General features: G+C 66.5%; 14 protein-coding genes and 3 rRNA genes. 1 reads left to right on the plus strand and 16 read right to left on the minus strand.

What is annotated here, in order from left to right:
• Positions 1 to 5: 5 nt before the first annotated feature.
• The 6 genes from MTES_RS00005 to rpsA form a co-directional block, all read right to left on the minus strand.
• Positions 6 to 1,220, minus strand: coding sequence for an MFS transporter (locus MTES_RS00005; protein ID WP_043360796.1), 1,215 nt, complete (start codon positions 1,218 to 1,220; stop codon positions 6 to 8).
• A 101-nt stretch (positions 1,221 to 1,321) separates the two neighbouring features.
• Positions 1,322 to 1,438 (minus strand): 5S ribosomal RNA (rrf, locus tag MTES_RS00010).
• Between the two features lie 102 nt (positions 1,439 to 1,540).
• Positions 1,541 to 4,650: ribosomal RNA gene (locus MTES_RS00015) — 23S ribosomal RNA — on the minus strand.
• Between the two features lie 411 nt (positions 4,651 to 5,061).
• Positions 5,062 to 6,583, minus strand: a 16S ribosomal RNA gene (locus MTES_RS00020).
• The 16S, 23S and 5S rRNA genes sit together here, the layout of an rRNA operon.
• A gap of 568 nt (positions 6,584 to 7,151) precedes the next feature.
• Complete coding sequence (locus tag MTES_RS19425) at positions 7,152 to 7,325, minus strand: hypothetical protein (protein ID WP_158309734.1); 174 nt, start codon at positions 7,323 to 7,325, stop codon at positions 7,152 to 7,154.
• A gap of 101 nt (positions 7,326 to 7,426) precedes the next feature.
• Complete coding sequence (rpsA, locus tag MTES_RS00025; RefSeq protein ID WP_013583094.1) at positions 7,427 to 8,881, minus strand: 30S ribosomal protein S1; 1,455 nt, start codon at positions 8,879 to 8,881, stop codon at positions 7,427 to 7,429.
• A 400-nt stretch (positions 8,882 to 9,281) separates the two neighbouring features.
• Between rpsA and MTES_RS00030 the strand changes: the two genes are divergently transcribed.
• Positions 9,282 to 10,268 (plus strand): 16S rRNA uridine-516 pseudouridylate synthase, encoded by a 987-nt coding sequence (locus tag MTES_RS00030; RefSeq protein ID WP_013583095.1) that lies wholly within the window; start codon positions 9,282 to 9,284, stop codon positions 10,266 to 10,268.
• A 2-nt stretch (positions 10,269 to 10,270) separates the two neighbouring features.
• Here the strand turns inward: MTES_RS00030 and MTES_RS19430 are convergent, their stop codons facing one another.
• The 10 genes from MTES_RS19430 to MTES_RS00080 all read right to left on the minus strand — a co-directional run bounded on the left by MTES_RS19430 (position 10,271) and on the right by MTES_RS00080 (position 22,074).
• The gene (locus MTES_RS19430) at positions 10,271 to 13,162 is read right to left on the minus strand and encodes a DEAD/DEAH box helicase family protein (protein WP_013583096.1); all 2,892 of its coding nucleotides are present in this window, start codon (positions 13,160 to 13,162) and stop codon (positions 10,271 to 10,273) included.
• 32 nt (positions 13,163 to 13,194) lie between these two features.
• The gene (locus MTES_RS00040; protein ID WP_050901815.1) at positions 13,195 to 14,871 is read right to left on the minus strand and encodes an ABC1 kinase family protein; all 1,677 of its coding nucleotides are present in this window, start codon (positions 14,869 to 14,871) and stop codon (positions 13,195 to 13,197) included.
• Between the two features lie 70 nt (positions 14,872 to 14,941).
• Positions 14,942 to 15,520, minus strand: coding sequence for a PadR family transcriptional regulator (locus MTES_RS00045; protein WP_013583098.1), 579 nt, complete (start codon positions 15,518 to 15,520; stop codon positions 14,942 to 14,944).
• Positions 15,521 to 15,611: 91 nt separating this feature from the next.
• A complete protein-coding gene (locus tag MTES_RS00050) occupies positions 15,612 to 16,541 on the minus strand; it encodes a hypothetical protein (protein ID WP_013583099.1) in 930 nt (309 codons plus the stop codon).
• 352 nt (positions 16,542 to 16,893) lie between these two features.
• A complete protein-coding gene (gene pgi, locus MTES_RS00055; RefSeq protein ID WP_013583100.1) occupies positions 16,894 to 18,609 on the minus strand; it encodes a glucose-6-phosphate isomerase in 1,716 nt (571 codons plus the stop codon).
• Between the two features lie 27 nt (positions 18,610 to 18,636).
• Positions 18,637 to 19,353: an NUDIX hydrolase gene (locus MTES_RS00060; protein ID WP_013583101.1), complete on the minus strand. Its 717-nt coding sequence runs from the start codon at positions 19,351 to 19,353 to the stop codon at positions 18,637 to 18,639.
• Positions 19,354 to 19,382: 29 nt separating this feature from the next.
• Positions 19,383 to 20,417, minus strand: a complete 1,035-nt coding sequence (locus tag MTES_RS18655) for a G5 domain-containing protein (RefSeq protein WP_080575325.1) — start codon at positions 20,415 to 20,417, stop codon at positions 19,383 to 19,385.
• Between the two features lie 48 nt (positions 20,418 to 20,465).
• Positions 20,466 to 21,023, minus strand: coding sequence for a Sec-independent protein translocase subunit TatA/TatB (locus MTES_RS18255; protein ID WP_013583104.1), 558 nt, complete (start codon positions 21,021 to 21,023; stop codon positions 20,466 to 20,468).
• Positions 21,011 to 21,829 carry a twin-arginine translocase subunit TatC gene (gene tatC, locus MTES_RS00075; protein ID WP_013583105.1) on the minus strand — a complete coding sequence of 273 codons (819 nt, stop codon included), beginning with the start codon at positions 21,827 to 21,829 and terminating at the stop codon, positions 21,011 to 21,013. The genes MTES_RS18255 and tatC overlap by 13 nt, the downstream gene beginning before the upstream one ends.
• Positions 21,826 to 22,074, minus strand: a complete 249-nt coding sequence (locus MTES_RS00080) for a twin-arginine translocase TatA/TatE family subunit (protein ID WP_013583106.1) — start codon at positions 22,072 to 22,074, stop codon at positions 21,826 to 21,828. Before MTES_RS00080 ends, tatC begins: the two co-directional genes overlap by 4 nt.
• Positions 22,075 to 22,092 lie beyond the last annotated feature (18 nt).

Here is a 22,092-nt window from a genome sequence, read left to right on the forward strand (position 1 = left end):
GGCGTTCACGGACCCGAGGCCTTCGGGGCACGCAAGGTCACGATCGCGACGGCCAGCGCGAGAGCGCACATCACCAGCACCGCCGCGAGGAACACCGACCACCCTGCCCCGCCGAACACCCATCCGAGCAGCCAGCCGAACAGACTCGAGCCGGCGTAGTACGCGAGGTAGTAGAGGGACGACGCCTGCGCCCGCGCGTCGGAGGCCGCCGCGACCGGAGTCCAACCGGATGCCACGGCGTGCGCCCCGAAGAATCCCGCGGTGAAGGCGAGGAGACCCACGACCACGACCGGGAGCGCCGGTACCGACATCAGCACGATCCCACCCGCCATCACGGCGATGCTTCCGACCAGCACCGGCAGACGCCCATGCCGCACCGCGAGCATCCCGGCGCGGGGAGACGACACCGTCCCCGCGAGATAGGCGAGGAAGAGCAGAGTCACCACCGCAGGCGGCAGGAAGAAGGGCGCCCCGGCGAGGTGGAACCCCAGGTAGTTGTACACCGCGACGAAGGCGCCTATGAGCAGAAAGCCCTGCGCGTAAAGTGCCAGCTGCACCCGTGAGCGCAGGTTCGCGAGAATCCTCCGCCTGACCGACAGGCCCCGCTCCTTTCGCGCGCGGCCCGGAACGAATCCCCGAGCCGACGGCACGAGCGCGACGAACAATACCGCCGCCACGACGCAGAGCAGAACGACGGATGCCACCCCCCACCGCCATCCGGCGACCTCACCGACCCACCCCGCGATGACCCTCCCCGACAGACCGCCGACCGTCGTGCCCGCGATGTACGAGCCCGCCGCCGCCGCGACGTGGCGCGGAGCGATCTCCTCGCTGAGATAGGCCAGCGCCACGGCGGGTACAGCTCCCAATGCCGCCCCCTCGAGGAGGCGTAGCCCCAGCAACATGACGATGTCATCCGCGAAGGGCGTGCACGCGCCGAGGAGCGTCGCCGCCACCAGTCCGAGCGCCATGACCGGAACCCGGCCGATGCGATCGGCGACGAGCGACCAGGGAATCACCGCGACAGCCAGACCCAGAGTCGACGCGGACACCGTCAGGGCGGCGCCTGCCGGCCCCGAATCGATGTCGGCAGCGATCGCAGGCAAGACAGCCTGCGTGGCGTAGAGCTGCGCGAACGTCGCCACCCCGCCGAAGAACAAACCCGCCAGGAGGCGCCTGTACTCACGACTCCCGGGCAAGTGGCCGGAGAACTCGCTCACGTTCTCGACTCTAGCTCCGTGTGACAACGACGAAGCGCCGCAATCATGCCCGTAAATGCGAAATGGCCACCCAGCTTTGGGTGGCCATTTCGTTAGAAGAAGTCCGGCGGTGTCCTACTCTCCCACAGGGTCCCCCCTGCAGTACCATCGGCGCTGAGAGGCTTAGCTTCCGGGTTCGGAATGTGACCGGGCGTTTCCCTCTCGCTATGGCCGCCGAAACACTATTGATGTTTCAAAAACCAACAACGATTACTTTCATTGTTGCGTTCCCGACCGTACATCGAGAACCACTCAGTGGACGCAAGCACCAAAAACGGTGTGTTATCAAGTCATCGGCTTATTAGTACCGGTCAGCTTCACGTATTACTACGCTTCCACATCCGGCCTATCAACCCAGTAGTCTGGCTGGGAGCCTCTCACCATAAAGGTATGGAAGTCTCATCTTGAGGCCGGCTTCCCGCTTAGATGCTTTCAGCGGTTATCCATCCCGAACGTAGCTAATCAGCGGTGCTCCTGGCGGAACAACTGACACACCAGAGGTTCGTCCAACCCGGTCCTCTCGTACTAGGGTCAGATCCTCTCAAACTTCCTACGCGCGCAGCGGATAGGGACCGAACTGTCTCACGACGTTCTAAACCCAGCTCGCGTACCGCTTTAATGGGCGAACAGCCCAACCCTTGGGACCTACTCCAGCCCCAGGATGCGACGAGCCGACATCGAGGTGCCAAACCATGCCGTCGATATGGACTCTTAGGCAAGATCAGCCTGTTATCCCCGAGGTACCTTTTATCCGTTGAGCGACAGCGCTTCCACAAGCCACTGCCGGATCACTAGTCCCGACTTTCGTCCCTGCTCGACCTGTCAGTCTCACAGTCAAGCTCCCTTGTGCACTTACACTCGCCACCTGATTGCCAACCAGGTTGAGGGAACCTTTGGGCGCCTCCGTTACATTTTGGGAGGCAACCGCCCCAGTTAAACTACCCACCAGGCACTGTCCCTGAACCGGATCACGGTCCTAAGTTAGATATCCAGAGTGACCAGAGTGGTATTTCAACAATGACTCCACACTCACTGGCGTGAATGCTTCACCGTCTCCCACCTATCCTACACAAGCCACACCGAACACCAATACCAAGCTGTAGTAAAGGTCACGGGGTCTTTCCGTCCTGCTGCGCGTAACGAGCATCTTTACTCGTAATGCAATTTCGCCGAGTTCGCGGTTGAGACAGTTGGGAAGTCGTTACGCCATTCGTGCAGGTCGGAACTTACCCGACAAGGAATTTCGCTACCTTAGGATGGTTATAGTTACCACCGCCGTTTACTGGGGCTTAAATTCTCAGCTTCGCCTTGCGGCTAACCGGTCCTCTTAACCTTCCAGCACCGGGCAGGCGTCAGTCCGTATACATCGTCTTGCGACTTGGCACGGACCTGTGTTTTTAGTAAACAGTCGCTACCCACTAGTCTCTGCGGCCACCACACCCTTTCGGAGCAAGTCCTAATAAGTGGATGGCCCCCCTTCTCCCGAAGTTACGGGGGCATTTTGCCGAGTTCCTTAACCACGATTCTCTCGATCTCCTTGGTATTCTCTACCTGACCACCTGAGTCGGTTTGGGGTACGGGCGGCTAGAACCTCGCGTCGATGCTTTTCTCGGCAGCATAGGATCACCCACTTTTTATCCGCATCGTGTCTCAGCCTCAATGACTCCCGGATTTGCCTAAGAGTCGGCCTACGCACTTGCACCAGGACTACCATCGCCTGGCTTGGGCTACCTTCCTGCGTCACACCTGTTAATACGCTAGCCGCACCAGCATGGGGTCGAGCGTTCACACACACCCGCCTCACCCCGAAGGGATCGGCTAAAGCGTGAGCTAGGACTCTTAGCACCACTGGATTAGCTTGGGCGGTTCTTCGCCGGTACGGGAATATCAACCCGTTGTCCATCGACTACGCCTGTCGGCCTCGCCTTAGGTCCCGACTTACCCAGGGAAGATTAGCTTGACCCTGGAACCCTTGGTCTTTCGGAGGACGTGTTTCTCACACGTCTTTCGCTACTCATGCCTGCATTCTCACTCGTGTAGCGTCCACGGCTGGGTCACCCCGCCGCTTCACTCGCCACACGACGCTCTCCTACCCATCAACACGGCTGGACCACGAAGGCCTACCAAAAATGTCAATGCCACAACTTCGGTGGCGTGCTTGAGCCCCGTTACATTGTCGGCGCGGAATCACTTGACCAGTGAGCTATTACGCACTCTTTCAAGGGTGGCTGCTTCTAAGCCAACCTCCTGGTTGTCAAAGCAACTCCACATCCTTTCCCACTTAGCACGCGCTTAGGGACCTTAGTTGGTGGTCTGGGTTGTTTCCCTCTCGACTATGAAGCTTATCCCCCACAGTCTCACTGCTGCGCTCTCACTTACCGGCATTCGGAGTTCGGCTGACGTCAGTAACCTTGTAGGGCCCATCGGCCATCCAGTAGCTCTACCTCCGGCAAGAAACACGCAACGCTGCACCTAAATGCATTTCGGAGAGAACCAGCTATCACGAAGTTTGATTGGCCTTTCGCCCCTATCCACAGCTCATCCCCTCAGTTTTCAACCTAAGTGGGTTCGGTCCTCCACGACGTCTTACCGTCGCTTCAACCTGGCCATGGATAGATCACTTCGCTTCGGGTCTAGGACACGCGACTGAATCGCCCTATTCAGACTCGCTTTCGCTACGGCTACCCCACACGGGTTAACCTCGCCACGTATCGCTAACTCGCAGGCTCATTCTTCAAAAGGCACGCTGTCACCCCTACTAAGGAGGCTCCAACGGTTTGTAAGCAAACGGTTTCAGGTACTATTTCACTCCCCTCCCGGGGTACTTTTCACCTTTCCCTCACGGTACTTGTCCGCTATCGGTCATCTGGGAGTATTTAGGCTTATCAGTGGTCCTGACAGATTCACACGGGATTTCTCGGGCCCCGTGCTACTTGGGATACTCTTCACGCCAAGAACAGGCATTTCGACTACGGGGTTCGCACCCTCTATGACCGGCCATTCAAAACCGTTCGTCTATACCCTCTTGTCACGTCGACTGCTCGGCAGAACAATCAGAAAAGTCCCACAACCCCCAACATGCAACGCCTGCCGGCTATCACACACGCTAGGTTTAGCCTCTTCCGGTTTCGCTCGCCACTACTCACGGAATCGCTTTTGCTTTCTCTTCCTGTGGGTACTGAGATGTTTCACTTCCCCACGTTCCCTCTACCCGCCCTATATATTCAGGCGGGAGTCACCAGGTACGCACGCGCCCTGGCGGGGTTTCCCCATTCGGACACCCTCGGATCAAAACTCGCTTATCAGTTCCCCGAGGCTTATCGCAGATTGCTACGTCCTTCTTCGGCTCCAGATGCCAAGGCATCCACCGTTTGCTCTTAAAGACTTGAAATCACATGAGTTGAATCGTCAAAAAATTGACTAATGATCTTTAAGATCATCTTCACGACACAAACCCGAAGGCTCATGTCGAAGATGCTCGCGTCCACTGTGTAGTTCTCAAAGTACGGGCGGTACCCACCCCACACGCCACAACCGTGACAGCAGGGAAGGCCCACAAGGAAACAGCCACCAACCAGATCCGAAAACCCGATCAGCGCCCGGCCCCTCAGGACCCAACAGCGTGCATGTACCCACCCCTCCGACCCGAACCGTTCCACAGACAAGCTGCGTACTAGACCCGAAATCCTCAGAATGAGCACCCCATCAAATGTTCCACCCATGAGCTAACCGGCAGACACATTCGGTCTGATCCGGCGCCTGGACACCCACAGCAAAACCATGAGCGCCAGATGCTCCTTAGAAAGGAGGTGATCCAGCCGCACCTTCCGGTACGGCTACCTTGTTACGACTTAGTCCTAATTACCGATCCCACCTTCGACGGCTCCCTCCACAAGGGTTGGGCCACCGGCTTCAGGTGTTACCGACTTTCATGACTTGACGGGCGGTGTGTACAAGACCCGGGAACGTATTCACCGCAGCGTTGCTGATCTGCGATTACTAGCGACTCCGACTTCATGAGGTCGAGTTGCAGACCTCAATCCGAACTGGGACCGGCTTTTTGGGATTCGCTCCACCTTACGGTATTGCAGCCCTTTGTACCGGCCATTGTAGCATGCGTGAAGCCCAAGACATAAGGGGCATGATGATTTGACGTCATCCCCACCTTCCTCCGAGTTGACCCCGGCAGTATCCCATGAGTTCCCACCATTACGTGCTGGCAACATAGAACGAGGGTTGCGCTCGTTGCGGGACTTAACCCAACATCTCACGACACGAGCTGACGACAACCATGCACCACCTGTTTACGAGTGTCCAAAGAGTTGACCATTTCTGGCCCGTTCTCGTATATGTCAAGCCTTGGTAAGGTTCTTCGCGTTGCATCGAATTAATCCGCATGCTCCGCCGCTTGTGCGGGTCCCCGTCAATTCCTTTGAGTTTTAGCCTTGCGGCCGTACTCCCCAGGCGGGGAACTTAATGCGTTAGCTGCGTCACGGAAACCGTGGAATGGTCCCCACAACTAGTTCCCAACGTTTACGGGGTGGACTACCAGGGTATCTAAGCCTGTTTGCTCCCCACCCTTTCGCTCCTCAGCGTCAGTTACGGCCCAGAGATCTGCCTTCGCCATCGGTGTTCCTCCTGATATCTGCGCATTCCACCGCTACACCAGGAATTCCAATCTCCCCTACCGCACTCTAGTCTGCCCGTACCCACTGCAGGCCCGAGGTTGAGCCTCGGGATTTCACAGCAGACGCGACAAACCGCCTACGAGCTCTTTACGCCCAATAATTCCGGATAACGCTTGCGCCCTACGTATTACCGCGGCTGCTGGCACGTAGTTAGCCGGCGCTTTTTCTGCAGGTACCGTCACTTTCGCTTCTTCCCTGCTAAAAGAGGTTTACAACCCGAAGGCCGTCATCCCTCACGCGGCGTTGCTGCATCAGGCTTCCGCCCATTGTGCAATATTCCCCACTGCTGCCTCCCGTAGGAGTCTGGGCCGTGTCTCAGTCCCAGTGTGGCCGGTCACCCTCTCAGGCCGGCTACCCGTCGACGCCTTGGTGAGCCATTACCTCACCAACAAGCTGATAGGCCGCGAGCCCATCCCAGACCGAAAAATCTTTCCAAACACGACCACGCGATCACGTCTCATATCCAGTATTAGACGCCGTTTCCAGCGCTTATCCCAGAGTCCAGGGCAGGTTGCTCACGTGTTACTCACCCGTTCGCCACTGATCCACCAAGCAAGCTTGGCTTCACCGTTCGACTTGCATGTGTTAAGCACGCCGCCAGCGTTCATCCTGAGCCAGGATCAAACTCTCCGTAAAAGAAAAAAGCCCACCCAACCGGAATAAGGTCGGGACAAGCGAGTTCAATCTGACCAAACAGGAAGTCAAAACTGACTATCCAGATGCCAACCCCAAAGGGTTGGACTTTGATCCAAAGGAATTTCTCGCAATCCGCAAAACGGACCGACGAGGAATAAATTGGCATTTGACAAGTGCACGCTGTTGAGTTCTCAAGGAACGGACGCACCCACAGAAACGATCTCTCGACCTACCCGTGAGGCAGTTCACTTCTATATTCAGTCACTCGAACCTTGCGGCTCTCACAGTGGGACCTATCTAAGAGATCAACGTCGTGAAACCCGGTCGAGGACCAGAACCAAAACCTTACACCATGTGTTGGGGTTTTGGGTTGTTCTCCGCTTGAGAGGACGCGGGGCCTTTCGGCCGCTCCGCTCTCCCCTGTGGGGCGAACAAGTAATAAGTTACGCGGATCCCACCGACTCGTCCAATCCACACCACCGCCCGGGCGTGTCGCACCCCGGAAACCGCGGAAAAACGCGGATCTGGCGCGTTCGAGCCGCAGCGCGGCCGCTGTGGCCTCGGAAGGTCAGACCTCGGACGGGATCGATGCCAGGGCGGCCGCGGCATCCGTGTGTCCACCGGTGAACTCGATTCCACCGAAGAACAGGGCTCCGATGACGAGGGCGAACACGAACGCGATCGACAGGAACAGGACGGCGACGCCGGCGACGGTCATCAGGAGGGGGATGCGGTTTGCCATGTGTCGAGCCTCCCCCACCCCCTCGTGCAATCACCAGGGCTTGCGCAGGAACGACCGAAGGCCGGTACCCCGAGGGGTACCGGCCTTCGATGAGGAACCGATCAGCGACCGGAGAGCTTCTCGCGAAGCGCAGCCAGCGACTCGTCATCGGCGAGGGTGCCCTGAGCGGGCGACTCCGACGAGAACGATCCGCCGAACGAACCGGTGTCCGCCGGGTTGGCAGCCTCGGCCTCGAGGGCCTTGGTGACGGCAGCCTTGTGGGCTTCCCAGCGACCCTGGGCAGCGGCGTACTCCTGCTCCCAAGCTTCGCGCTGGGTGTCGAAGCCCTCGAGCCAGGCACCCGACTCGGGGTCGAAGCCCTCGGGGTACTTGTACTCGCCACGCTCGTCGTACTCGGTGGCCATGCCGTACAGCGCCGGGTCGAACTCGGTGCCGTTGGGGTCGACCGACTCGTTGGCCTGCTTGAGCGACAGCGAGATGCGACGACGCTCGAGATCGATGTCGATGATCTTGACGAAGACCTCTTCGCCGACCGACACGACCTGCTCGGCGAGCTCGACGTGCTTGCCCGACAGCTCCGAGATGTGCACGAGCCCCTCGATGCCGTCTGCCACGCGGACGAACGCACCGAACGGAACGAGCTTGGTGACCTTGCCCGGAGCGATCTGACCGATCGCGTGGGTACGGGCGAACACCTGCCACGGGTCTTCCTGCGTCGCCTTGAGCGAGAGCGACACGCGCTCACGGTCGAGGTCGACCTCGAGGATCTCGACGGTGACCTCCTGGCCCACCTCGACGACCTCGGAGGCGTGCTCGATGTGCTTCCAGGAGAGCTCGGAGACGTGCACGAGACCGTCCACGCCGCCCAGGTCGACGAACGCACCGAAGTTGACGATCGACGAGACCGTGCCCTTACGGACCTGACCCTTGTGCAGGTTGTTCAGGAACGTGGTGCGCGACTCGGACTGCGTCTGCTCGAGCAGGGCGCGGCGCGAGAGCACGACGTTGTTGCGGTTCTTGTCGAGCTCGAGGATCTTGGCCTCGATCTCCTGGCCGAGGTACGGCGTGAGGTCGCGGACCCGGCGCAGCTCGATGAGCGAGGCGGGAAGGAAGCCGCGGAGGCCGATGTCGACGATGAGCCCGCCCTTGACGACCTCGATCACGGAGCCGGTGACAACACCGTCGTTCTCCTTGATCTTCTCGACGTCGCCCCACGCACGCTCGTACTGCGCGCGCTTCTTGGACAGGATGAGGCGACCTTCCTTGTCCTCCTTCTGGAGAACGAGGGCCTCGACGTGATCGCCGACGTTGACGACCTCGTTGGGGTCGACGTCGTGCTTGATCGAAAGCTCGCGGGAGGGGATGACACCCTCGGTCTTGTAACCGACGTCGAGGAGGACCTCGTCGCGGTCGATCTTCACCACGGTGCCCTCGATGAGGTCGCCGTCGTTGAAGAACTTGAGGGTCTTCTCGACCGCGGCCAAGAAGTCTTCGGCGGAGCCGATGTCGTTGATCGCGACCTGCTTGATAGCGGGGGCGGTCGTTGCGGTAGTCATGTAGTGGGTTGTCCTAGTGGGTGGGTGTCGGGCTTCGGCTCCTGCGAGACGGTCCCGGGTGGGGCCGTACCCGGCCGGGCGCCACTCGCCGGAAGGCGAACGAAAGCCACGAGCCGAAGCGAAGCGGATTGTTTCGTGCGATACCACTCGCTCACACCCGCGGAGCGGGATAGTCAGACGAGTGACACTCAAGCCTAACCCATTCCGCTTCCCAGATCTCGACCGGACCGGGCGCGACGCGGGGGCGAACGGTGTTCGCAGCACACCGTGACCACGCATCCGCCCCGGCGATCCGCCCAGGTTGCGTCCAGACTGCCATGCCAGGCTCCCCGTTTCGTGCCCGTCGATCACGGGCAGGACGTGCTGTTCTCCGCCGTCCTCGCGATACGAAACCGGTTTTATGAGTTCTGATTCGACGCCCCCGTACAACCGCCGCAGCCGCCGACTGGCTGCCCGCCGCTCCACCCGCCGCCCCGCGATCACCGCCGGTGCCGTCGCCCTCGGGCTCGCCGCAACGGTGGCCCTCACCGGCACCGCCCCTGTCGCACAGGCCGCCCCGGCATCCTCTCTTCTGTCGGCCTCGAGCTTCCAGCTCGCGTCCTACACGGCCCCCGTGACGCCGGCCACCACCTCGGCCCCCACTGTCGCGGACGCTCGTGCGGCGGAGCAGGCGGCAGCAGCTTCTCTGCAGTCCGCGGCAGCCGTGCAGAACGACATCTCGGCATCCGGACTCGACATCGGGCAGCCGGCCACCGTCGACACCAGCGCTCTGCAGCAGGCCACCGATCGGCTGGATGCCGCGCAGGTGCTGCCGCCGGCGTTCCTTCCCGGCGTGACCGGCGAGGTCACCGCCGCGGCGTCCGCCGTCGACCAGCGCGTCAGCGCCCTGCGCGGGAGCCTCGACGCGGCCGTGGCGAAGAAGCAGGAAGAAGAAGCCGCCGAAAAGGCCCGGCAGGAAGCTGAGGCGGCGGCCGCGGCGAAAGCCAAGGAGGAAGCCGAGGCTCGTTCGAGCGCTCCCTCCGACGACTCGTCCGGCGGGTGGACTCCCCCGCCGTCCTCGGGCGGCGGCTCGGGCGACAACAGCCCGGGAGGCGCTCAGTCCACCGCGCGCGGCATGCTCGCCGGCTACGGGTGGGGCGACGACCAGTTCTCGTGCCTCGTCTCGCTGTGGAACCGCGAGTCCGGATGGAACTACCAGGCCTACAACGCCGGGAGCGGTGCCTATGGCATCCCGCAGGCTCTCCCCGGAAGCAAGATGAGCTCGGCCGGCGCCGATTGGCAGACCAACGCCGGCACGCAGATCGCGTGGGGCCTCGGCTACATCTCGGGCCGCTACGGCAGCCCGTGCGGGGCGTGGGATCACTCGCAGTCGACCGGCTGGTACTGAGCTCAGCGCCACCACACCAACGAGCGCGCCGCGCCGGAGAACGCTCCGGAGCGGCGCGCTTCGCTGATCACGGCATCGCCTTCGGACAGACCGACCTCGTGCAGGGTCACGGGTCCGATCCGGCGCTGCCACTCCTGCGCGAAGCGGTGGGCGACCTCGCGACGGCGTCCGACATCCGCCGGTACCGCGAGGAAGCGACGGGGCCGACGCGAACCCGCGAGCCGGAGGACCGCGCCCACCACCGCGGAGCGCCCGCCCCGGTCGACCTCGAGCACGAAGCGCGGGGCGCGGACAGGGGCGCACAGCTCGATGAGGGCCTGCCCGAAGGCGGCACGGTCATCCGGCTCCGCACCGCGCAGAACGACCTCGAGTCTGTGCACGGCCGTGAGGGCATCGGCGGGGATGACCGACGGTGCGCCCGCCGCGGCGCGGACGCGACCGGCGTCCGCGAGTGCCGCCCAGAGCACCTCCACGATGCGGTGAAGAGTCGCGCGGGCGTCGCGGACGCGCCGCCTCCCCTGCCGCCACGCGATCCCCAGGGGAACCGCGGTGAGGGCTCCACCCAGCAGCGCCGCTCCCGCGAACGGCGGTGCAACGTCAGGCACGAGAGCGAACGCTCCGGCGATCGCTGCGCCCGAGGCACCGAGCGTTCCGACGAAAGCCGTCGCGGTCTCCCGCGTCGCCGACACGGATGTCGGGAACAACGGCACGTGCGGCCGGTGCTCGACGACGAAGGACTCCTCCTCGACGTCTTCGTAGGGCTCGCCGATGCGCCAGAGCTCTCGGGTGGTGGCACGCGACGGGATCGCGTCCAGGGCGCCGACGCCGGCGGACGCCGCGCCGGGAGCCTTCGACAGGACCCCGGTGAGCGCTCGGCGTTGGGCATGTCCGAGGGCGGCGCCGATGCCTCTGACGACCCGGCGCGGATCGTCGACGTCCACGCCCCAGAGCCGAGCGTGCTTGCGGCGGAGGCGGGTGGCATCCGGTTGCGCCTCCACCGCGAGGTCGGTCGGGACGAGCGCCGTCACCGTCCAGTTGTGCGCCGTCTTCTCGGGCCACGCCGGGTCGAGGCGGAGGGTGCGCCCGCGCAGCTGCTGCATCGCCGCGTCGCCGGCGGCGGCCGTGAGGTCGACGAGCGTGTTCACCCGCGGGCAGTCCCAGCCCTCACCGAACAGCCCCCGTGTGCCCACGACGACCTGCAGACGGCCGGCGCTCAACAACCGCGCGGCCGCGCCGACGATCCCTGCCCCGGCGATCCCCCGCACCTCCACGACGTGCGGATCGTCGTCGACGGGCGCCGCGGTGACCTCGACGCCGAGTTCTGCCACGAGCGCCGCCAGGAGTTCCGCTGCGTCGCGGCGCGCCAGGCGCACGGTCGACGAGGTGACGAGCATCGCGCGGAGGTCGGCGGTGGCGGCATCCGTCGTCAGCACCGAGAAGGTTCGAACGGCACCGGCCGCGCCGAGCAGACCTCCGTGCACGTTGCCGTGTCGCGCGAAGTCGGTCACGACGAGGGCGCAGAGCCGCTCGCCGAGCGCCGCCGCCTCGGCGGCCAGGATGTCGCAGGCGCCCTGGTCCTTGGCGAGGGACGAGGTCAGCACGGAGTCGATGGGGTCACGGGTCCGGCGCACCCCCCGGTCCGTGAGCGCGTAGCCGAAATCGGCGAGGAGGGTGCGCAAGCGCGTCCATTCCTCCGCACGAGACGGGTCGGGCAGCACGTGGTCGAGGGCGAAGCGACCGAGCAGCCGCAGGGTCTCGTCGGTCGTCGGCGGACGGCGGGCGAACGCGGGCAGGTGCGCGACGACGGGGTCGTCGGGGGCGACGAGGGAGAGCATCGCGCCGGCCGCCTCCGCCCCGGCGAAATCGGCCGCGAAGGCGGCGGCCAGCAGGTGGTCGATGTCGTCGGCGTCGGCGTCGGCCGTCCCCACGGGCTTCAGGATGCCGAGCAGGCTCGCGCGGCCGGACCCCACGGCGAAGCTCGTGCGCAGCGCGACCTCGAGGGCCTGCGCGTGCGCGCTCAGGAACAGGCGCTCCTCGGCGGTGGGTTCGACCACGTGGACGAGCTCGCGGTAGGGCGCGAGGTCCCCCTCGCGGACCACGGCCGGCACCGGCACCTCGAGATCGACCTCGCCCAGCAGCGAGATGTAGTTGTCGTACTCGTCGGCGTCGTCGGGAGTCGGCAGAGTCGCCGTGAGGCCGATGACGAGGGGATCGCGGCCGTCCGCCCGGATCCGGGCGAGGAGGGCGGCCACGACGAGCGCCCAGTGGTCGAGGAGGTGGTGGCACTCGTCCAGCACGATCGTCTCGACCCCGCGCGCGACCAACCGGTCGATGAGTTCGCGCGCGTTCGGGTGCAGAGCGGCGGCGAGGACCGTGGCATCCTGTCGCGCGAGCGAACGTCGGATCGCCCGCGCACGGGATTGGATGCCGCGCCGGTACGCGCTCGGATTGCTCTCCGACAGCGCGTCGAGCCATACCGTCGCGGCCTCGGGCGTCCGGTCGTCGTCCTTCAGCTCGTCTCGCCAGCGTTCGCGGGCGAGAGCGGCGAAGGGCGACGCGGAGTCCAGGACGCTGATGGATTGATAGGTGAGGGCGGTCAGGTCGGCCGGCGCCGCGGGGTCCTCCGACACGGCCGTGTCGTCGTGCGCGAGCGCGCGGGCCGCCCCGACCCACTGCTCGCGGATGGCGATCGTCGGGGCGAAGACCACGGTTCGCCGTCCCCGCCGGGCGGCGAGGAGGAGTCCGAGGAGGGTCTTGCCCGAGCCGGGTGGGGCGACGAGGTGGAGCGGCTCGCCGGCGTCGACGTCGACCCGACGGAGCGCCGCCGCTTGATACGCGCGCAATGTGCCGTCGAAGGACCACCCGGCGAGCGGGCGTGCGGGTTCCGGGGGCACCGGGCCAGTCTAAGGACCGGCGCGCCGCGCGGTCAGGCTCCGTTGCGGCGCGCGATGATCCCCGCGAGGAGAGCGTGCGACAAGGGGGCGACCGAGGCGATGAGCAGAATCGTGCCCCAGAATCCTTCCTCCGGTTGGAGCAGGATGCCGCCGAGGAGGAGCCCCGTGAACAGGACGGCGGACACCACCCGGCGGATCATGCGCTCGAGGTCGCGCAACCGACGTTCGATCCTCGGCGTCTGCACCGAGACGGCGCCCTCTTCGAACCGCGAGATCAGGTTGTCGACGCGGCGCGGCAGCCGCGCGGTCACGGCGGCCACGGCCCCTACCTCGCGCACGAGCGCTTGAGCGGTGTTGCCGCTCTCCTCGCGGATCAGGCGCTGCGCGTAGGGCTCGACGGCATCCCAGATGTTGAAGGACGGATCGAGAGCGCTGCACATGCCGCTCGTGAGCGACATCGCACGGACGATGAGGAGGAAGTTCTCGGGCAACTGGAACGGCAGGGTGCGGACGACGTCGCCGAACTCGACCGCGAAAGCGCGGAACTCGCGCGGGTCGACCTCCTGCAACTCCGCGAACCCCATTCCCCCGAAGCGCGAGAACAGTTGGGTCATCGCGCGCTCGAGCTGGACGGTGTCGGCCGTGGGGAGAAGGACGCCGATGTCGCGGATGCCGTCCACGAGACCCTTTCCGTCGCGCGAGGCGGCGGCGATGAGCACGCGCCGGAGACCCCGACGGAGCCCCGGAGGCACCTCCCCCATCATCCCGAAGTCGATGAAGGTGAACCGCCACGCCGGGGTGTCGGCATCCGGGGTCGGAAGCGGGGTGACGAAGACATTGCCGGGGTGCGGGTCGGCGTGGAAGAAGCCGTCCTCGAAGAGCTGGTCGAACATCACCGCGGCGAACCGCGCCGCCACCTCGGACGGGTCGATGCCGGCGGCGCGCAGCGCGTCGACGTCGGTGATCTTGATGGCCGAGACGTCTTCGAGGGTCAGGACGCGCCGCGTCGTGCGCTCCCAGGCCACGGCGGGGACGGCGACCCTCGCGTCGTCGCCGAAATCGGCGGCGAAGCGCTCGGAGTTGGCCGCCTCGTGAAGGTAGTCGATCTCTTCGAGGCTTGTGACGGCGAACTCCTCGACGAGCGCGGGCATGTCGACGCGGTCCGATACGAGCGAGACCTTGCTGAGCCACCGACCGACCTTGCGCAGGGCGCGGAGGTCGACGTCGACGATGCGGTCGATCCCGGGACGCTGGATCTTGACGACGACCTCTCGCAGTCCGCTCTCCTCCGCCAGCGCGTCGGTGAGGGCCGCCCGGTGCGCCTGACCGAGCGAAGCGGCAGCGAGCGGTCGCTCGTCGACGAAAGCGAAGGCGCGGGTCAGCGGCATCCCGAGCTCGTCCTCGATGCGCTCGCGCATTCGTGCGAACGGCACCGCGGGAACCTCGTCCTGCAGGCCCTCGAGCTCTTTCGTGATGATGGGTGGGAGCACGTCCAGGCGCGACGACATGAACTGCCCGACCTTGATCATCAGACCGCCCAGGTCGACAGCCAGCACGTGGAAGCGCTGCGCGAGGCGCAGCAATCGCCGGGTGCGGCCCCGGGCGGAGATCCACCCGAGGCCGAACCGCGGCAGGAACAGCTCGTACCACCACGCCTGGACGAGATACCGCGCGGCGAACCGCGTGATGCGCCGGTAGCGGGCGCGCATGAGGGCGTCGTCGGTCAACGGGACTCCTGGATGCCGACGTGCCGGAGGCACGCGCCGGGGACGGGCAATCTCAGCCCTGAGCGAGGATGGCGTAGAGCTTGCGGCGAGCGTCGTCGAGGATCTCGACGGCCTGCGCGACCTGCTCCTTGTCACCCGTGCGCGCCACCTGCGCGGCGGCCTGGGCGAGCTCGACGCCCGCCTTCGGGAGGGCCGTCATACGTCCACCGTCGCGCGAACCCGCGGACTCCCACGGGGCGGTGCGCTCGGTGGTCTCTTCGCCGGCGGCCTCGCGGCCCTCGGCGGTCAGCGAGTAGGTCTTGCGGCCGTTGGACTCCTCGGACTGCACGAGCCCCTCGTCGGTCAGCAGCTGAAGCGTGGGGTACACCGAGCCGGGGCTCGGCTTCCAGGAGCCGCCGCTTCGCTCCTCGATCTCGCGGATGATCTGGTAGCCGTGCATCGGCTGCTCGAGAAGAAGGGAGAGGACGGCCGAGCGGACGTCACCCTTGTTCATGCGCGGTGCGCTGCTCGCCTTCTGCTCGAACTGCGTGCGCAGCTGCTCCACGGCCTCGAGGATGTTGGACATCGGCCAGCCGGGGGTGTTGTTGCCGCCGCGTCCGCCGAACGCGTCTCCCAGGAATGAACCACTCATGACGACCTCCTTGGCGCGGACCCGATTTGAGTCAGCGATACATAACGATATATCGCTATGCGAAGGGATGGGGCCGTCGGGCGGGAACTTCTCAGTACCAGTTCGTGGCCTGCGAGTGTCCCCAGGCGGCGCACGGCGTGCCGTATCCGCGGGAGATGTAGTCCAGACCCCACTTGATCTGCGTCGCCGCGTTCGTCGCCCAGTCGGATCCGAAGCTGGCCATCTTGTCGCCGGGGAGCGACTGCGGGATGCCGGTGGCACCGCTGGGGTTGTACGCCTGGTAGTTCCAGCCCGACTCCTTAGTCCACAGCGAGGAGAGGCAGGAGAACTGGTCGTCGCCCCAGCCGTACTGGTCGGCCGCGAGCTGGGCGGCGAAGGCCTTCGCTCCGTCGGGGGTGTTCACCCGGGCGAGCGCCGCGGCAGCCTCAGCCTCGCGCTGCGCCTCGGCGGCCGCCGCAGCCTCAGCCTGTCGCTGCGCCTCCGCCGCGGCATCCGCCGCCGCCTTGGCCGCGACGGCGTCGTTCAGGCTGCTGCGCAGGGTGGCGACGCGGTCGTTGACGCGCTGGGTCTCGACCTCGGCGTTCTGGCTCAGCGCCGGCAGAAGGACGGTCGGCAGAAGGTCGGATGCCGACAGGCGCTCGACCGCGTCGCTCAGGGCGGCGGTGTCGATGCTCGTGTCCCCCACAGCGAGCGGCAGTCCCGCCGTCGCGATGTCGGCCTGGACGGCGGAGGCGCCGGCGAGGGCGGACTGCGCGTCGGTGGTCGCGGAGTCGGCGGTCTGGGTCACGGCCTGGAGGGTCGGGGTCGAACCGAGAGTCGCGACGCTCATCGCGGCGGGTGCCGTGGTGGCGGCGGGCGCGCTGAAGGCGGAGGCCGAGGCATCCGGCATCGACAGCGGCGCGGCGACGGCGAGGCCGGTCGTGGCGACCATGCCGAGCGCGAGGCCGGCGCAGGTCATCGCCGTGGTAAGCGTGCGGCGGGCGCGATGAACGGGGAGGAGCTTGAGATCGGAACGCAGCAAGAGAGCACTTTCGTCGGGGGCGCGCTCTCGGGCAGAGCGCGGTCGCTGTGTCGTCGGGTCGACACAAGTCCCCGAGTGTGGGTGGCTGTTCTGAGCGTTATCTCTTCGTTACCTGGGAGGGTCGTGGGAGGAGCATGGCGCGCGGGAGCGGCTACGGCGGTCGAGCACAGGCGCGATCGGCCGCGGCGAACCCCTCGAGAACGCGAAGGAAAGAGGGCCTCCGACCAGGGCTTTTTTGATAAACCTTCAAGGCGGGGTTGAATACCGCTTCCTCGGGTCCCGTCGACGCCTTTCGGCGCCGCCGGGCCGGGCTGATCCGCGCCCAAGAAAAACCGCGGATCAGCCCGATTTCTCAGGCGCGGTGGTCGCGGTAGTAGGCGAGCAGCCCCGCCGTCGAGGCATCCTGAGCGGCCAACGCCTCATCGTCGCCCTCGATCGCGGGCGCGATCTGCAGGGCGAGCTGCTTGCCCAGCTCCACGCCCCACTGGTCGAAGGAGTTGATGCCCCAGATGGTGCCCTGCGTGAAGGTGATGTGCTCGTACAGCGCGATCAGCTGACCCAGCACCGCGGGGGTGAGGGAGGGGGCGAAGATCGACGTCGTCGGGCGGTTGCCGGGGAAGGTGCGGGCGGCGACGAGAGCGCCGGTCGTGCCCTCGGCCTCCACCTCTTCGGCCGTCTTGCCGAAAGCGAGGGCTTTGGTCTGCGCGAGGAAGTTGGCGAGGAACAGACCGTGCACGTCACGTCCGTCGTCGGCCAGCGGATACGCCGGGTTGACGAAGGCGATGAAGTCGGCGGGGATGAGACGAGTGCCCTGGTGGATCAGCTGGTAGAAGGCGTGCTGGCCGTTCGTGCCGGGCTCACCCCAGAACACCTCTCCGGTGTCGGTGGTGACGGGCGTGCCGTCCCACCGGACGGACTTGCCGTTGGACTCCATGGTGAGCTGCTGCAGGTATGCCGCGAAGCGGTGCAGCTGCTGGGCGTAGGGCAGCACTGCGTGCGACTGCGCACCGAGGAAGTTCGTGTACCAGACGTTCAGGAGTCCCATGAGGACAGGGACGTTCTGCTCGATCGGCGTGGATGCCACGTGCTCGTCGACCGTGTGGAACCCGGCGAGGAGTTCGCGGAACGCGTCCGGACCGAGGGTGATCGCGAGCGAGAGTCCGATCGCGGAGTCGACCGAGTAGCGGCCACCGACCCAGTCCCAGAAGCCGAAGGCGTTGGTGGGGTCGATGCCGAAGGCCTCGACCTTGTCGAGCGCGGTCGACACGGCCACGAAGTGGTGGGCGACGGCATCCGTGCGAGCGGCGTCGGTGTCGTCGATCACTCCGGCGGAACCCAGCTTCTCCCACAGCCAGTCGCGGGCCAGGCGCGCGTTGGTCAAGGTCTCGAGGGTGGTGAACGTCTTCGACGCGACGATGAAGAGCGTGGTCTCGGGGTCGAGGTCGGCGGTCTTCTGCGCGATGTCGGTGGGGTCGATGTTCGAGACGAAACGCGCGTGGATGCCGGCATCGGCGTACGGAAGGAGGGCCTCGTAGACCATGACGGGACCGAGGTCGCTGCCGCCGATCCCGATGTTGACGACCGTCGTCACCTTCTTGCCCGTGACGCCGCGCCACTCGCCCGAACGCACGCGGTCGGCGAACGCGCTCAGACGGTCGAGCACTTCGTGCACGTCGTGGTCGACTCGCTGGCCGTCGACGACGAGCGCGGGCTCGACTCCGGCGGGGCGACGGAGGGCCGTGTGCAGCACGGCGCGGTCTTCGCTCGTGTTGAGGTGAGCGCCGCGGAGCATGTCCGCGAACCGCTCGCGCACGCCGGTCTCGCCCGCGAGCGCGACGAGGGCCTCGAGCACCTCGGGGGTCACGAGGTTCTTCGACAGGTCGACGTGCAGGTCGCCGACCGTGCGGGTGAGGTCGCGGACCCGGTCGGCGTCGGCGGCGAACCAGCCCCGGAGATCGGGATCGAAGGAGTCGCGCAACGCGGAGAGGCGGGACCAGGCGGCGGTGGTGGTGGGGTCGATAGGCGCAGTCACGGTGTCCACGCTAGCGATCCCGACGGTCGCGCACATCGCGGATGACGAAGCCGGGGGAAGACGCTACAGATCGACCGGATGGGCAGGAGAAGTCGACCCCTGTTCGGGGAGCGCGATCTCGCGCGTGGCATCCCACGGTTCGGTCCATCCGAGCCGGTCGAACAGTCCGTCCAGCACCATCGCGGTGAAGCCCCAGACCGTCTGCGGGCCGCCCGCCGTCTCGAGCGTGAACGCCGGTCCCCGCCAGACCCGTCCCTCGCGGCGGATCACCGTCGACCCCCGGCGGTCCGGATCGAGCAGATCCGCGACGGGGGCGCGGAACACCTCGGCCGACTCGGCGTGGTCCACCGCGCGAACCGGCGTCGGGCGGGACCACCAGCCGAGCACCGGGGTGACCTCGTGCCGGGAGAACGCCAGCGGCACGGCCGGGAGCGTCCCCAGCACATCGACGCCGTCGGGGTCGAGCCCCGTCTCCTCGCGCGCTTCGCGCAGCGCCGCGGCCACGGCATCCGCGTCTCCCGGATCGACGCGCCCACCCGGGAACGCGACCTGCCCCGGGTGCGCGCGCAGGGTGCTGGCGCGCGCCAGCAGGAGGACATCGAGGTCGCTCGGAACGTGCGCCGCTTCGCGTCGACTCGGGATGCCGTCGAGCACGCCGAACAGGACGAGGATCGCTGCGGCTCGGGCGTCCCCGTCGACGGGGACCGCGTGCAGGGCGGCGAAGTCGTCGGCGTGCGGACGGCGAACGAGGTTCTCCAGTTGCGCGCGGGGGGAGGGCATGGGTCGAGGTTACCGAGGGCGGCGTCCGGTCAGCCGTTGCACGCCCAGCCGTCGCCGTCCCGGTCGAGGTCGTATTCGTCCGGGCCCACCACTCGCGCGACCCCGTCGAAATAGGACGGGCCGTTGCCTGACCCACCCGCGCAGTCGACGTCCGAGTCGATCGGCACGCACGCATCGGCATAGCTCGGGTGGCATCCTTCGGACACCGGCGGCTCTGCAGCGGGCGGGGGCACGTCGTACGTCCCGACGGCGGTGACCTCTGAGACGGGCTCACGGGACACCGACTCGCTGACCAGCGTGCGCCCGGTCTCGACCCCGTCCACCGTGGTGACGCGGAACACCGAGACCTTCTCCCCGTCGACGCCGCCGACATCGACGCGCGACTGACCTCGGGGCAGGTTCCCGTCGTCGACGGACACATGGTCGAACGGAATCGTGGAGGAAACAGATACGTCGGACACGCGGACGACCGGGGTGGAGGACGGAGCGGGTGTCCGGGTCGGCAGTGGGTTCGAGGACGGTGTCTGCTTCGGTGAGGCCTTCGGCGTCGGCGAAGCGGGTGCCGTTGTCGAGAGGGGAGGCGTCCCGGACGGGGAGGGAACGGTCGGAGACAGGCTCGAGCCGTCGACGGGCTGGGCCAGCGGAGCGGGCTCGGCGAACGTCGCCGTGGCCGGAGGGAAAGTGAGGGCCGCCGCCGTCAGACCCCCTGTCGCGAGGACGACGACGGCGGCGACGGAGGTCGCGGCGACCGCCGCGGCGGGCGACGAGAACCGCAACCAGGTTCGGGATCTCGTCGCGAGGGCGACCACCCCGGTCACCAGGACGACCAGGGCTGCTGCACCGAGGAGGGGCCAGAGTACGAGGAGGACGGGGAAGACGATCACACCGGCCACGACCCAGATCCACACCGGGACCCGGCGCTTCCGCCTCGCGGTCGGCGTGAGCGGAGAGCTCCGCTGCCGTCCGCTCTCTCCGATCTGGTCCGACCAGGCCGTCCCGTTCCACCAGCGCCAACGGCGCCCGTCCGTCGGGTCCGGGTACCACCCGGGCTGTGGTGCGCTCATCGTGTCTCCCCCGACCGATCCGCGCGCCCTCGCGCGAGCGGTCCGGGCTCAGTAGAGCAGAACGGGACGCTCCGGTCCAGTGCGCGAGAGACCTCCATCGGCATTCTCTCCGCTGCTCTCGGGCTCCCCCTCCTCCGCCAGCACGATCCACCGCGGGTGAGCCGAGGTGCCGACACGGACGCGTCGGGGAGCCGGGGTGGTCTCGGGAGGCGGAGGGACCGGATGCCGGGCCTCGCCGACCTCGCTCGTCTCCCCCTCGATGGTCGGGGCGAGGAGCGTCGACCCGGCCGGGGCGACGTCCGACGGGGGCGGGGCGGACTCGTGCGGAGCGGATGAAGGCGGGGCCGAAACGGACGGCGCCGCGAGCGCTTCGGCGATGATCCGGCGTGGGTCGTACTGCCGCGGGTCGAGCGCTCGCCACTGCGCCGCGTCGGCGGGGACACCGAGCTCGTCCGCGGCGCGCAGCCGAGCGGCATCCACCGTCCGCCGGAGGCTCCGCACGAGCGCGGCGACCCGGGCGACCACCGTGGGCAAGCGGTGCGGGCCGAGGATCACGGCGGCGAGAAAGCCGACGAGCAGGAGCTTCTCGAAGGTCAGGCCGAACACGGTGGCTCCTCCCCCGCCGGGGCGGTCGTCCGTCGCGCGACCGAGCGATCGTGGAGGGCGGCGACGGCGAGCGCCGCCGCGAACAGGCCGCTCATCGGGACCGCGACGAGGAACATCGACAGCACGTCGGCGGACGGGGTCGCCAGGGCACTGAAGACGACGATGCCGACGAGGGCGTATCTCCAGCTCCGCGCGAGGGTGCGGGCGGGAAGGACCCCGGCGAGATTCAGCACCACGAGGAGAACGGGCACGACGAACGCGATCCCCGTCGCCACCACGATCTTCAGCACGAAGTCGATGTAGGTCCCCGCGTCGAGGATCGTGGAGTCCTCGGCCGAGGCGAATCCCGCCAGCACCGACACCATGTGCGGGAAGAGGAGCAGTCCGGTCGCGCATCCCGCGATGAAGAGCGGCGCCGCGGCGCCGACCGAGCCGAGGACGTAGCGCCGTTCCCGCCGGGTCAGACCCGGGAGGACGAAGGCGAAGAGCTGGTACAGCCAGACCGGACTCGACAGCACGAACCCCGCGACCAGCGCGACGCGAAGGTGGAGGTCGAAGGCCCCGGTCACGCTGTCGAAGTTGAGGCTCGCGTTGCGTTCGGCCGCGATCTGCGCGATCGGCGTCCGGACCAGGTCCATCACGGGTTCGTACAGGAACCAACCGGCGATGGCACCGAGCGCGATGGCCACCGCCGCCCACACCGCGCGACGCGTCGCCTCTTCGAGGTGGGCGGCGACGGGCATGGGGGCCGACCGCGGCGCCTCGGATCGGGAGGACGCGGCGGAGGGGGCGACGGCGGTGGTCACGGCGTGCTCGGCGGGGAGAGGACGGGCGTGGCGGATGCCGCCGGGCGTTCGGCGTGCGCGTGGACCGAGGTCTCGTCGGTGGGGGCCTCCGCGGCATCGGCGCGGGAGTCGCCCACCTCGCTCTTCAAGATGCGGACGGACTGCCCGAGGCTGCGGGCGAGGGCGGGGAGCTTGGCGGCTCCGAAGATGAGGACGATGACCGCCAGCACGATCAGGGCGTGCCAGCCGGTGAGGTTCTGCAGCATGAGAGGGGTTCCTTTCGA

The sequence above is a fragment of the Microbacterium testaceum StLB037 genome, assembly GCF_000202635.1.
Classification (GTDB): Bacteria; Actinomycetota; Actinomycetes; order Actinomycetales; family Microbacteriaceae; genus Microbacterium; species Microbacterium testaceum_F.

Bases quoted from the DNA above. Each gene is read 5' to 3' on its own strand.
- rpsA (WP_013583094.1), bottom strand. From the start codon at position 8,881: ATGACTACCGCAACGACCGCCCCCGCTATCAAGCAGGTCGCGATCAAC.
- MTES_RS00040 (WP_050901815.1), bottom strand. From the start codon at position 14,871: ATGCGCGCCCGCTACCGGCGCATCACGCGGTTCGCCGCGCGGTATCTC.
- MTES_RS00030 (WP_013583095.1), top strand. From the start codon at position 9,282: ATGAGTTCTGATTCGACGCCCCCGTACAACCGCCGCAGCCGCCGACTG.
- MTES_RS00060 (WP_013583101.1), bottom strand. From the start codon at position 19,353: ATGCCCTCCCCCCGCGCGCAACTGGAGAACCTCGTTCGCCGTCCGCAC.
- pgi (WP_013583100.1), bottom strand. From the start codon at position 18,609: ATGTGCGCGACCGTCGGGATCGCTAGCGTGGACACCGTGACTGCGCCT.
- MTES_RS18655 (WP_080575325.1), bottom strand. From the start codon at position 20,417: ATGAGCGCACCACAGCCCGGGTGGTACCCGGACCCGACGGACGGGCGC.
- MTES_RS19425 (WP_158309734.1), bottom strand. From the start codon at position 7,325: ATGGCAAACCGCATCCCCCTCCTGATGACCGTCGCCGGCGTCGCCGTC.
- MTES_RS00080 (WP_013583106.1), bottom strand. From the start codon at position 22,074: ATGCTGCAGAACCTCACCGGCTGGCACGCCCTGATCGTGCTGGCGGTC.
- MTES_RS00045 (WP_013583098.1), bottom strand. From the start codon at position 15,520: ATGAGTGGTTCATTCCTGGGAGACGCGTTCGGCGGACGCGGCGGCAAC.